This is a genomic window from Tunturiibacter empetritectus (assembly GCF_013410875.1).
Classification (GTDB): domain Bacteria; phylum Acidobacteriota; class Terriglobia; order Terriglobales; family Acidobacteriaceae; genus Edaphobacter; species Edaphobacter empetritectus.
On record NZ_JACCCU010000003.1, the window covers coordinates 759,037 to 772,403 of the forward strand.

A 13,367-nucleotide genomic window follows, 5' to 3' on the forward strand; every position below is an offset into this window, starting at 1 on the left:
AGAGAAAACAGATAACCATGGCAAATACTCGCAAACGCTCCTTATGGGACAGCAAGATCGTACGACGCGCGCTGGTCGACGCGTTAGTCAAGCTGAGCCCGCGCACGATGATGAAGAATCCGGTGATGTTCGTTGTTGAGATTGGCAGCGTGATTACTACGATCTATCTGCTTCGCGATAGTCTGTCGCATCGCGGCTCGTTTCAATTCGACCTGCAGATTACCTTGTGGCTCTGGTTCACAGTGCTGTTCGCAAACTTTGCTGAAGCGATGGCGGAGGGCCGTGGTAAGGCGCAGGCGGACGCGCTACGGCGTGCGAAGTCGGAGACGACTGCTGTGCGGCTTCGCATGGACGGAAGCACTGAGGAGGTCCCCAGCTCGGATCTCAGGGCGGGGGATCATGTTGTCATTATCGCCGGCAATATGATTCCCGGTGATGGCGAAGTGGTCGAGGGCGTTGCTTCGGTGGATGAGTCGGCGATCACGGGTGAGTCTGCTCCGGTGATTCGTGAGGCTGGCGGCGATCGGTCTGCCGTGACTGGTGGAACGCGGTGCTTGTCGGATCAGATCAAGGTGAAGATTACGTCCAATCCAGGGGAGACGTTTCTGGACCGCATGATTGCGCTGGTGGAAGGCGCGGAGCGGCAGAAGACTCCGAATGAGATCGCTCTGAATATCCTGCTTGCGGGCTTGACGATCATCTTCCTGCTGGCTGTGGTGACGTTGCAGCCGATCGCGATCTACTCGACTGCCCCGCAGACGGTGTTTGTGCTGATCTCGTTGTTGGTGTGTCTGATTCCAACGACGATTGGCGGGCTGCTTTCGGCGATTGGGATTGCTGGGATGGATCGGCTGGTGCAGCATAATGTGCTGGCGATGTCTGGACGCGCGGTGGAGGCGGCTGGTGATGTGAATACGCTTCTGCTGGACAAGACGGGGACGATTACGCTGGGCAATCGTCAGGCTGCGGAGTTTATTCCGGCGCCTGGAGTGAGCAAGGATCAGCTTGCGGATGCGGCGCAGTTGTCGTCGCTGCCGGATGAGACGCCGGAAGGGCGCAGCATTGTGGTGCTGGCGAAGGAGTTGTACGGTCTTCGCGGACGTGAGTTGAGCGAGTTGCAGGCGGAGTTTGTGCCGTTCAGCGCGGTAACGAGAATGTCGGGCGTGAACATGGATGGGCGGATTATTCGTAAGGGTTCGACCGATGCGATCGCTGCATTTTTGAAGGAGAATGGCGGAAGTTTACCGAACGAGGTCCGAGCGGCAGTGGAGACGGTTGCTCGCAGTGGGGGGACGCCGCTGGTGGTGGCTGAGAATCGTCAGGCGCTGGGCGTGATCCATCTGAAGGACATTGTGAAGGGCGGGATGAAGGAGCGGTTTGCGCAGCTTCGGTCGATGGGGATTCGGACGATCATGATTACCGGGGATAATCCGTTGACCGCGGCGGCGATCGCGCGTGAGGCCGGCGTCGACGACTTTCTAGCGGAGGCTAAGCCGAAGGACAAGATGGACCTGATTCGCCGGGAGCAGGCTGAGGGCAAGCTGGTTGCGATGACGGGCGATGGAACCAACGATGCTCCTGCGCTGGCACAAGCCGATGTGGGTGTTGCGATGAACACGGGCACGCAGGCGGCGAAGGAGGCGGGGAATATGGTCGATCTCGACTCGAACCCGACGAAGCTGATTGAGATTGTGGAGATCGGAAAGCAACTACTGATGACGCGTGGTGCGCTGACGACGTTCTCGATCGCGAATGACGTTGCGAAGTACTTTGCGATTATTCCGGCAATGTTTGCCGCTACATTTCCGGTGTTGAGTGCCCTGAATATTATGCACCTGAAGACTCCGCAGTCGGCTATTCTCTCGGCGGTTATCTTCAACGCGTTGATCATCGTTGGGCTGATTCCGCTGGCGCTGAGGGGCGTTGGTTATAAGGCGATGTCGGCGGAGGCGTTGTTGCAGCGCAATCTGTTTATCTACGGATTCGGCGGACTTGTTGCTCCTTTTCTTGGTATCAAGCTCATCGACATCATCATCACTGCCATTCACCTGGCCTGAGGAATCTTTATGCGTCGCAATATGATCACCGCTGTGCTTTACACCGTTGTTACTACTGTTCTGTTTGGTCTGATCTATCCGTTTGTTGTGACCGGACTGGCGCAGGTGTTGTTTCGTGACAAGGCTAACGGGCAGCTCGTTTACAAGAACGGAGACCTGGTCGGCTCACGTCTTATCGGTCAGTCGTTTACGGCTCCGCAGTACTTTCACTCACGGCCTTCCATGGCGGGCAATGGATACGATGCTGCGAACTCGAGTGGATCGAACCTTGCACCGACGAATAAGAAGCTGGTCGACCGGGTAGCGGGGGGTGTCGCGGCGGCGCAGGTCGATCATCCCGGAGCGAACGTGCCGATTGATCTCGTCACTGCTTCAGGATCGGGGCTTGATCCTCATATTACGCCGGCGGGTGCGGAGTTTCAGGTAGCTCGCATTGCGAGGGAGCGGCACATGAGCGAGGATGCTGTTCGACGTCTGGTGGCACAACATACCGAGGGGCGTCAGCTTGGGTTCCTCGGAGAGCCTCGGGTGAATGTGCTGCTGCTGAACCTGGATCTCGATCGAGCGACGGCCTCCAACTAGTCGTTGGCGGGTGCCGAACGGGGGGGCCCCCCCTCCTATTGCCCGCGTGTAAATTCCTTCTTATCATAGAGTTACGAGCGCCATCTCCTCGCAAATACTTCCAAACAAAAGGGTTACGTCCAGATACGAGCAAACAAAAGGGTTATGCGATTAAAGCGAGAGGCCCCAGCTTTTGCCGGGGCCACTGTTTGTTTCCTGATTCCATTATAGCGGATGGAGCATAACTGATACGCCACGCGAAAGTGCAGGAATGGCGCGGGTTTTCGTCATTTGGGGGTTGACAAGATTTTCCGAAGCTAAAGCTCCTGCGCTGGGGGAGGCTTCTTCTATCTCTACGGCCCCCGCAAAATTGAAACACGGAGCTTCTAGTTAACCTTCTCAGCCTGGATTGGCTTCATATTTGGTGGGGCACCGATCGGATGTATCTCCGCATGGGTAGCGTCCTTCAGGGTCACAATAAACTCGAAGGGCTGCTTCTCATCCCTAACCGTGACACGTAGCGCATTGCCCTCCAGCTTTGTCTTGCTGATCTGTGACGGCGTGCTGTCTTCGGAGGGGTCCGCCTTGCTCAACTCTCCATCATCGCCCAGTGCAATCCTCGATGGAGTAACAGTTCCGGTGATTCCTGAGCCGTTCTGAGTCAGGATCATCGTGGAGAAACTTCGTCCATGGAACATCCAATGCCAGGTTCCGGCGAACGTCTGCGCGGGATCGTTGGATGCAGAAACTTCTTGCAGGCTCACTGCGCGCGCGAGCACTGTGCTCGAGGCAAACAGAAAGCTTGTTGTCAAAGCTAGCCCAATCAGGCCGGCGCGGGATAGCAAAGTTCTCTTCTCAGTCAGCTTCATGATGCGATCCTCCAGGTTGTCACCATCGAAAATACCCAGCCCCATTGCGTTGCTACGAGGTACTCGCAGGCACAAGGACGCCAGACGTAAGAGTGTGCGGGCGTACAAAATTCGTTTTCCAAGGCAAACAGCGGCGCAATCATCGCAGGCAAGCTCGCGCGTCTGCGAAATCTTCGACATCAGGTACTGAATACCGGGGTGCCAGGCCACAGGCAGAGCGGTCAACTGGCAGAAAAGGTGCACTAGAAAATCGTTCCTGCGAATGTGACCGTATTCGTGCGCAAGAATCGCCGTGAGATCTGACTCTTCAAGAACCGGGACCACTTTGCTGGGCAAGATGATCGCTGGATGAAACACACCCACCGTGACCGGGTCGTCGATGGCTGTCGATTCAAGAAGAACAACACGGTGCGGAGGCTCGATCATTGAGCCAGTCATTCCGCTTTCGCTGAGAGAGATCAACAAAGCGCTTCTGCGCAGGCAATGAACTCGATAGATGCCGCGGCTAAAGTGGATCAACCGATAAAGAAAAAGCATCTGCCAGATAATGAGGAGCGCAATCTTCGCGCCAGGTGCCAGAATGATAGACTCATGCTCCTTGGAGTGCATGTTCCAAGCCCAGAGGTGATGGTCAGTGTGTTCGGCCCCCTGTATCGACTGCTGCTCTGGAACCACACTCGGACGGGCTTGCCAGAGGGTGTTGAAGACAGGAGCAGCCAGGCAGAGGGCGAATATCGCGAGATAAAAGCAATGTTGATATTTCGCTTTGGCTTTCGTGATCAATGGCGAGAGTATGGCCGCCAAAATCGCAAACAATCCAATTTGTACCGATGCATTGATCAACCAGTCGAATACGAGCTCTCGAATCGCGCTCATTTCTCCTCCTCCTCGGCACCCCTCACTGTTTCCAGTTTGGCCTGCAATTCGGCAAGTTTTTTGGCGTTAAGGTGCTTGCTCCGTACTAAAGAGAGGAGGAGGTCATCCACTGAGCCCTGAAACACTTTGTGTAAGACGTCCTTGATAGCGTGGGAGTCGGCTGCCTCTTGAGTGACGGTGGCACTGTACTCAAAAGCGCGCCCAACGAGCTTCCTCTTCACTCTTCCTTTCCGTTGCAGGACATTCAACGTGGTCTGTACGGTCGTGTAGGCGAGTTGAGGCTCCCCTTTCAGCCCCTGCAGAACCTTCTGGACATTCCCCGCGCCGTCATCCCAAAGCACATGCATGATTCGTCGTTCTAGAGGAGTCAGGACCTTAGCTGGCTTGGGCATCGACGTAGCTCCTATAACCATAGGAGATTATTACGAGAATGCAATTTTGTCAACTATATGTATAGGAGATAATTTTGACCGATGCGCCCCGTGGAAGCGCAGGGAGATTGGGGGCGGAGGAGCATAATGTTGGTTTGTGACTCGGAGACTTCTTCAGGGTCAGACTCCTGCTTCTCACCGTGCGAATGAGGTTGAAGGAAATATGAATGGATTGCGTTTTGGAAGAGTTGCTGTCCTGTTTGTTTTGGGCTGCGTGATGAGTGTTCCTGGGCTGTCGGCACAGAGCGCAACGGGTGAAAAGGGTGATCTGATTTCGATGCATCGTGCGACGAGTGCTGCGGCGCTGCCGAATGGTTTAGAGCTGAGGGATGGCGAGGCGAGGGTTCAGATCACTGCGCTGCGAGAGGATGTTCTGCGGATTCGAGTTTCGAAGACGGGGAAGATGCCGGAGGATGCTTCGTGGGCTGTGCTTCCGGGGTCGCGAACCAGCTCGGTTGCGACTGTCTATCGCGCGGAGGGAGGCAAGACAGGTTTTAGCACGAAGGCGTTGCAGGTGTCGGTTGACCGCGCCACGCTTGCCGTAACGATCAGCGACACCCGTGGCGGTGTTCTGCTGCAGGATGCGCGACCGGTTGAGTTTCACGGCGAGCATTTCAGAATTTATAAGAGGATGTCGGCCGAGGAGCACTACTTTGGCCTGGGAGATAAGACGGGGCCGCTCGATCGCAGAGGCGGTGCGTACCAGATGTGGAACACCGATCAGTATCGTTTTCAGGAGAGCAGCGATCCTCTGTATAAAGCAATTCCGTTTTTTATTGCGGACAATGCGGGGAGGTCGTATGGGTTGTTTCTCGACAATACGTGGCGGACGAGTTTTGATTTTGGGAAGGAAGATTCGGAGGCTTACTCGTTTGGGGCCGATGGTGGACCGATTGACTACTACTTTATTTATGGTCCGAAGCCGAAGCAGGTGGTGGAGGGGTATGCGTGGTTGACTGGTCTTACGCCGCTGCCTCCGCAGTGGTCGCTGGGCTTTCAGCAGTCGCGCTACTCGTACATGACGGAGGCGCGGGCGCGCGAGGTGGCGGACCGTATGCGCGCCGATCGGATTCCGTGCGATGCGCTGTATCTGGACATTGACTTTCAGGATCGGAATGCTCCGTTTACGGTGAATCAGCAGGCGTTTCCGAAGTTTCCTGAGTTTATTCAGGAGTTGAAGGAGAAGCACTTCAACCTGGTGTTGATTACGGATCTGCATATTGCGGATCGCGCGAATCAGGGGTATGCGCCTTACGATTCGGGTGTGGCGGGGGATCACTTTGTGAAGAATCCGGATGGGTCGGTGTTTGTGGGCAAGGTGTGGCCGGGGCCTTCGGTGTTTCCTGATTTCACGAGGAAGGAGTCGCGGGCGTGGTGGGGGACTCTTTATAAAGATTTTTATGAGGATGGGGCCGCGGGTTTTTGGAACGATATGAACGAGCCTTCGGTGTTTGAAGTGGCTTCGAAGACGATGCCGCTGGATGTGGTGCATCGGATCGATGAGCCGGGGTTTGTATCGAGGACTGCGAGCCATGCGGAGATTCACAATGTGTATGGCATGGAGAACTCGCGGGGGACGTATGAGGGACTGCTTGCGTTGAAGCCGCACCAGCGGCCTTTTGTTTTGACGCGCGCGACCTATGCTGGCGGCCAGCGGTATGCGTCGACTTGGACGGGAGATAATTCGAGCAGCTGGAACCACCTTCGCATGAGTACGCCGATGCTTCTGAACCTGGGGCTGAGCGGGTTTTCGATGGCTGGAGATGACATTGGAGGGTATGCGGGTTCTTCTACGCAGGATCTGTTGACGAAGTGGATTGAGGTGGGTGAGTTCAATCCGATCTATCGCGACCACACAGAGAAGTTCACGGCCGACCAGGAGCCTTGGGTGGGTGGAGCGGAGGTGGAAGCGGTTCGGCGGAGGTACATTGAGGATCGGTATCGGCTGATGCCGTATCTCTATACATTGGCCGAGGAGAACTCTCGCACGGGCGTTCCGATGATGCGGCCGATGTTTCTGGAGTTCCCGGATGCGACTGCGGACAAGCATCCGCTCGATCTGGATGCGGCCAATCAGTTCATGCTGGGGCCGGATTTGTTGATTGCGCCTGCGCCTTATCCAGAGGCGCCGGATAGCTATGCGGTGACGTTTCCGCCGGTGGGTTGGTACGACTATTGGACGGGGGCAAAGGTTGCGGGGAGCGCTCGCGAGGCGGTTGCGGTGAGTACGGGCGCGGCGCTGGGAGTGGGTGAGCTTCAGTCGGTGAAGATTACGCCGCAGGTGGATGTGCTGCCGGTGTTTGTGCGAGCGGGGTCGATTCTGCCGTTTGCGCCGGTGGTCGAAAGCACGCAGGTGAAGCCAGATGGGCCGCTGACGCTGAAGGTGTTTCCGGGTGAGGGATGTGCGGGCTCGCTGTATCAGGATGATGGGATCAGCTTCGGGTATAAGGAGAAGGATTTTCTGCGTGTGACGTATAGCTGCGAATCGACTCAGGACGGATTGCGTCTGCAGATCGGCAAGCGCGAGGGGAGCTTTCAGCCTTGGTGGAATGGGGTGCAGGTGACGATCTTCGGTTGGAGTGGCGCGCCGGGGAAGATTATGTATGGCGGCCAGGTGATTGCGGGCGCGAGGTTCGATGGCGCGGCGCATTCGCTTACGGTTGTGTTGCCGGAGAGGGCTGAAGGTGGGGTGCTGGAGATTGCTGGGAGGTAGCGTCCTGCCGGACGGGCCTCCTGTGCGGAGGGCGGTCACTTCGTGACGTGTGTACCTTTTCCGGGCGGGGTGGGTTCGGTTGTCTTCCCGCTGGTCGGCGATAGAGTCAGTGAAGAGCGCTCTAGTGGAAGCGGTAGGCGGCGCCGATCCCCAAGACCTGCGGGCTTAGATCGTTGGGCGGGAAGCTGAGCCACTTTTGAAATTGATACTCTGCGCGTAAGTTGACCGAGCGCGTGAGGCGATAATCGACGCCTATACCCGCGGCTACGATGTTGTAGGCGAGATTGGCGGCGTTGCCTTGTGGAGGACCACCGGGGGTGAGGCTAGGAACCTCTGGGTAGTTGAAGACGCCGCGGCCGTACAGGACTTTGGCGAAGGGCTCTATCCGGCCGAAGTGGAGGACGTAGCGAGGGCCGATCTCGTAGGTGCGTTCGTAGATTTTTGTGGTTGGGTCGGAATCGTTGATTTGGTGGAACTCTGCTTCGATGCCCCAGTGATATTTGAAGTCGAAGTTAACGTAGGCTCCTCCGCCTTTGATCTTTTGCGGGACGTAGTCTGAGTTGGCGTAGTTGAACTCGCCGCCAGCCTGGAGGACTCCGGCGGCGGTTGCGGTTGGGAGTGCCTGGGCGTGGAGTCGTGCGCCGGCGAAGCTGATGAGGCAGAGTAGGGCAGAGATCTTGATTCCGAGGAGGAGATCGTTTGCCCGCTTTGCGATTTTTTCAGATGCTGATCTGTTGCTCATACTGAGAATCTCTCTTGAAGCTTGCGCTTTTTACTGTGGGGACTGGTCGATGTGGTAATCCACGTTTACAGTGTGCTGTATTCCGTTGCTGTTGGCGGTTACAACTATCGGGTAGGTGCGGTCGAAGTAACCTGATCCGCAACCGGTGAGTGTTCCGATAGCTCCGAGAGAGGACAGGATGAGCAGCGAGTGGATGATGAGGCGGGTGAGCTTGCGGCTGGAACGACGCGAGTAGCGCAGGCCGAGGAGCGGAAGGAGGAAGAGGCCGAGCGCGATGTGGGAGAGCCGGCGCGAGCGATCCTGTGGCGACTCGAGTGAGGCGAGCTTGCGGGTTGCGACGGTGAGGGTGATGTCGGTTGGGCCGGCGTACTGGGCGATGGTCGAGGGCGAGAAGGTGTAGGTGGCGAGGATGGGGCCGGTCGGGCTGGCAGAGAGGTTGATGACGCCGGGGTAGTATCCGCCGGTGGGAGAGACATGGAAGGTGTACAGGCGGGTGGTGCCGTAGATGCCTTCGACGGTCTGGGCGCTGGTGAGGACGATGGTGAAGTCGAGAGGCGCGACGTTGATGGTGTTCGCACCGGATGCGGCGGAGGCTGTGCTTGAGTTGAAGTTAGCGTCTCCGCTATAGATGGCGGTGATGGTATGGACGCCTACAGAGAGGGCCGTAGTGGAGAAGGTGGCAACGTCGCTGCTGTTGAGGGTAGCTGTGTTGACCTGGTTGCCGTTGTCAAAGAAGGTGACGGTTCCAGTCGGTGTTCCGGAGGTTGTGGAGGCGACGTTGGCAGTAAAGGTGACTGGCAGAGCGAAGACGGTGCTGGTTGTGCTGAGGCTCAGCGTGGTGATGGCGGGTGCCTTGGTGATGGTCAGCATTCCGTTCTGTACGGTCTGGAGGTAGTCGGTGACGTTGGTTCCGGTTGCAGCAGGAATGATGGGGTACTGTCCTGGTTGAGAGAGCGTGCTTGCGGAGTTGGAGAAGATTTCGGTGAAGGTATCGCCATCCAGCGCGCCGGTGATGGTGCCGGTAAAGACGGGGTTGGGCGAGCCGTAGAGCTTGGTGAAGCTGTTGGCGGTGACGATGAGTGTGGCCTGGCTGATGGTGAGGGTCCCGTTGACGTAGACGACGTTGTAGTCGCTGAGGTTGGTGCCGGAGGCTGCGGGGACGATGGGATAGGTTCCGATCGGTGAGGAGATCGTAGCCAGGGTGCTTTCGGTGAGTGTGAAGGTATCGCCGTTGACTGCGCCCACAGCGGTGGCCGTAAAGCCGGGATTCGCTATTCCATATTCGCGGCTCGCGTTGGTGGCGGTGACGGTCAGGGTTGCCTGGGTGACGGTGAGAGTTCCGTTGATGTAGGTCACGCTGTAGTCGCTGAGATTTGTGCCGGTGGCGACAGGCGCGATGGGATAGTTGCCGATCGGGGATGACGGAGTTGCGTTGGTGCTCTCGGTGAGGGTGAAGGTGTCACCATTGACTGCGCCAAGGGCGGTTGCCGAGAAGACGGGGTTTGCAGAGCCGTAGATGCGGCTGGTGCTTCCGGCTGTGACGGTCAGCATTGCCTGGCCGATGGTGAGGGTTCCGTTGGCGTACGTCACGGTGTAGTTGCTGAGGTTTGCCCCGATGGCCGAGGGAACGATCGGATAAGTACCAACGGGCGATGAGGCGGTGGCGATAGTGGTTTCCGTGAAGGTGAAGCTGTCGTTGTTCTCGACTCCCGTAGCCGACGCGGAGAAGGCGGGATTAGGAGATCCGTAGGTGCGGTTTGCGTCAGCGGCTGTGATGGTGAGGTTCGCCTTGCCTACGGTCAGAGTCCCGTTGGTGTAGACGACGTTGTAATCGGCGAGGTTGGTGCCTGTCGCGGTGGGAACGATGGCGTAGGTTCCAACCGGGGACGCGGCGGTTGCAGAGGTGGTTTCGCTGAAGGTGAAGGTGTCACCGTTCTGTGCGCCGGTTGCGGATGCGAAGAATGGCGGGTTCGGAGAACCATAGGTGCGGTTCGCGTCTGCAGCGAGGACGTTGAGGGTGGCTTGGGTTACTGTGAGGGTTCCGTTGTCATAGATGACGTTGTAGTCGCTGAGGTTGGTGCCAGAGGCCAGGGGAACGATGGCGTAAGTTCCGACAGGGGAGGTCGCGGTGGCGGTGGTGCTCTCCGTGAAGGTGAAGGTGTCACCGTTGACTGCGCCAGCCGCAGTGGCGGAGAAGGTTGGGTTCGCGGCGCCGTATGTTCTGCTAGCGCTTGTGGCTGTGACGGTGAGAGTAACTTGAGTGACGGTGAGTGTCCCGTTGGTGTAGACGACGTTGTAGTCGTTGATGTTGGCGCCTGTTGCGGTGGGAACGATGGCGTAGGTTCCAACAGGGGACGCGGCGGTTGCAGAGGTTGTTTCGCTGAAGGTGAAGGTGTCGCCGTTCTGCGCGCCGGTGGCGGAAGCGTTGAAGGTTGGGTTCGCTGCACCGTAAGCGCGGCTGGCGTCGGCTGCGGTGACGGTCAAGGTTGCCTTGCCGATGGTGAGAGTTCCGTTGACGTAGGTTACGTTGTAGTCGCTGATGTTGGCGCCTGCGGCTACAGGGATGATGGCGTAGGTGCCGGGGGCGGACGCTATGGTCGCCGGAGTGCTTTCGGTGAAGGTGAAGGTATCCCCGTTCTGCGCGCCGGTGGCGGATGCAGAGAAGGCTGGGTTTGGCGTTCCGTAGGTACGGTTGGCGTCGGCTGCGGTAACGGTCAGGCTTGCCTTGCCGATGGTGAGCGTGCCGTTGTTGTATACGACGGTGTAGTTGGCGATATTGGCGCCACTGGCTACCGGGATGATGGCGTAGGTGCCAGGGGCGGACGCTATGGTTGCCGGGGTGCTTTCGGTGAAGGTGAAGGTATCGCCGTTCTGTGCCCCGGTTGCGGAGGCAGAGAAGGCTGGGTTTGGCGTTCCGTAGGTGCGGTTGGCATCAGCTGCAGTGACGGTCAGCGTTGCTTTCGTGACGGTGAGGGTTCCGTTGACGTATACGACGGTGTAGTTGGCGATATTGGCGCCAGTGGCTACCGGGATGATGGCGTAGGTGCCAGGAGCGGACGCTACGGTTGCTGGGGTGCTTTCGGTGAAGGTGAAGGTGTCACCATTCTGAGCACCGGCCGCTGTTGCGGAGAAGGTTGGGTTCGGAGCGCCGTAGGCTCGACTGGCGCTGGCTGCTGTAACAGTCAGTGTGGCCTGGCCGATCGAGAGAGTTCCATTGACGTAGACGACGGTATAGTTCGAAAGATTTGCCCCGGCGGCAGAGGGAACGATGGGATAGTTGCCGACTGGTGAACTCGCCGTGGCAGAGGTGCTTTCGGTGAAGGTGAAGGTGTCGCCGTTCTGCGCGCCGGCTGCTGTTGCGGAGAAGGCTGGGTTCGCTGCCCCGTAAGCGCGGCTGGCGTCAGCTGCGGTGACGGTCAGCGTGGCTTTGCCGATGGTGAGCGTTCCGTTGACGTATACGACTGTGTAGTCGTTGATATTGGCGCCCGAGGCGACGGGAACGATCGGATAGGTGCCGGGAGCTGAACTTGTGGTGGCTGAGGTGCTCTCGGTGAAGGTGAAAGTGTCGCCGTTCTGTGCACCGGTTGCGGTGGCGGAGAAGGCGGGATTGGTTACACCGTAGGCTCGGCTGGCGTCAGCTGCGGTGACGGTCAGAGTCGCCTTGCCGATGGTGAGGGTCCCGTTGTTGTAGGTGACCGTGTAGTTGCTGAGGTTGGCGCCTGTGGCGACGGGAACGATCGCGTAAGTGCCCGGAGGCGAACTGACGATTGCGGAGGTGCTTTCGGTGAAGGTGAAGGTGTCGCCGTTCTGCGCGCCGGTGGCGGATGCGGAGAAGGCGGGATTGGCTACACCGTAGGTGCGGTTAGCATCGGCTGCCGTGACGGTCAAAGTCGCCTTATTGATCGTAAGGGTTCCGTTGACGTAGACGACGTTGTAGTTGCCGATGTTGGTGCCGGTGGCAGCGGGGACGATTGGATACGTGCCTGCAGAGGAGGAGGTGGTGGCCGTGGTGGTTTCGGTGAAGGTGAAGGTGTCGCTGTTCTGTGCGCCGCTGGCGGAGGCGGAGAAGGTGGGGTTGGCTGCGCCGTAGGCTCGAGTGGCGCTGGCGGCGGTGACGGTGAGCGTGGCCTGGCCGACGGTCAGCGTTCCGTTGACGTAGACGACGTTGTAGTTCGCGATATTCGTGCCGGATGCTGAGGGAACGATGGGGTAGTTTCCGACAGATGATGTGGTGGTGGCCGTGGTGGTTTCGGCAAAGGTGAAGGTATCGCCATTGGCTGCGCCGGTTGCGGATGCGGAGAACGTCGGGTTGGCGGCGCCGTAAGCCCTGGTGGCGTTAGCGGCGGTGACGGTGAGCGTAGCCTGGCCGACGGTAAGGGTTCCGTTGACGTAGACGACGTTGTAGTTCGCGATATTCGTGCCGGATGCGACGGGGATGATGGGATAGGTGCCGACGGGGGATGAGGTGGTGGCGGGAGTGCTTTCGGTAAAGGTGAAGGTGTCGCCGCTAACTGCGCCGGTTGCGGATGCGGAGAACGTCGGGTTGGCGGCTCCGAAGGCGCGATTAGCGTCGGCGGCGGTGACGGTGAGTGTGGCCTGGGTGATGGTGAGTGTTCCATTGACGTAGACGACGTTGTAGTCGGAGAGATTGGCTCCGCTAGCGACTGGGACGATGGAGTAGATTCCAGTGGGCGAAGCGGAAGTGGCGGTGGTGGTCTCGGTGAAGGTGAAGGTGTCACCGTTCTGCGCGCCGGCTGCGGATGCAGAGAAGGTTGGGTTGTTGGCGCCGTAGGCTCGGGTGGCGTTCGCGGCGGTGACGGTCAGAGTCACTTTGCCGACAGTGAGAGTTCCGTTGGTGACATTGACGGTGTAGTTCGACAGAGCGGTGCCGACTGGGGCAGGAACGATGGGGTAGGTTCCTGCGGGAGAGCTGGTGATGGCGGTTGTTGAGAAGCTCTCGGTGAAAGTGTCGCTATTGACTGCGCCGGTAATGGCTCCGGTAAATGTTGGGTTGGCACTGCCATAGGCGCGGGTGGCGTTGTTGGCGGTGACGGTGAGGACGGCGGGGGTGACGGTGATCTGGGCGGAGGCGGTCTGGCCGGCGTAGTCGGTGGTGTC

General features: G+C 58.4%; 7 protein-coding genes. 3 read left to right on the forward strand and 4 right to left on the reverse strand.

Annotated features, from left to right (window positions below; all coding sequences use genetic code 11):
• The first annotated feature begins 17 nt into the window (after window positions 1-17).
• Window positions 18-2,057, forward strand: a complete 2,040-nt coding sequence (gene kdpB, locus HDF08_RS20985; protein ID WP_179640585.1) for a potassium-transporting ATPase subunit KdpB — start codon at window positions 18-20, stop codon at window positions 2,055-2,057.
• Between the two features lie 9 nt (window positions 2,058-2,066).
• Window positions 2,067-2,639, forward strand: coding sequence for a potassium-transporting ATPase subunit KdpC (kdpC, locus tag HDF08_RS20990; RefSeq protein WP_179640586.1), 573 nt, complete (start codon window positions 2,067-2,069; stop codon window positions 2,637-2,639).
• A gap of 365 nt (window positions 2,640-3,004) precedes the next feature.
• Here the strand turns inward: kdpC and HDF08_RS20995 are convergent, their stop codons facing one another.
• Both HDF08_RS20995 and HDF08_RS21000 read right to left on the reverse strand, forming a co-directional pair.
• Window positions 3,005-4,363: a M56 family metallopeptidase gene (locus HDF08_RS20995; protein WP_179640587.1), complete on the reverse strand. Its 1,359-nt coding sequence runs from the start codon at window positions 4,361-4,363 to the stop codon at window positions 3,005-3,007.
• On the reverse strand, window positions 4,360-4,755 hold the full coding sequence (locus HDF08_RS21000; protein ID WP_179640588.1) for a BlaI/MecI/CopY family transcriptional regulator: 396 nt from the start codon (window positions 4,753-4,755) through the stop codon (window positions 4,360-4,362). Before HDF08_RS21000 ends, HDF08_RS20995 begins: the two co-directional genes overlap by 4 nt.
• A 202-nt stretch (window positions 4,756-4,957) precedes the next feature.
• Between HDF08_RS21000 and HDF08_RS21005 the strand changes: the two genes are divergently transcribed.
• Window positions 4,958-7,507: a glycoside hydrolase family 31 protein gene (locus HDF08_RS21005; protein ID WP_179640589.1), complete on the forward strand. Its 2,550-nt coding sequence runs from the start codon at window positions 4,958-4,960 to the stop codon at window positions 7,505-7,507.
• Between the two features lie 121 nt (window positions 7,508-7,628).
• Here HDF08_RS21005 and HDF08_RS21010 read toward each other — a convergent pair whose 3' ends face one another.
• Window positions 7,629-8,249, reverse strand: coding sequence for an outer membrane beta-barrel protein (locus tag HDF08_RS21010; protein WP_179640590.1), 621 nt, complete (start codon window positions 8,247-8,249; stop codon window positions 7,629-7,631).
• 30 nt (window positions 8,250-8,279) lie between these two features.
• On the reverse strand, window positions 8,280-13,367 hold a 5,088-nt coding region (locus HDF08_RS21015; RefSeq protein WP_179640591.1), incomplete at its 5' end, for a beta strand repeat-containing protein.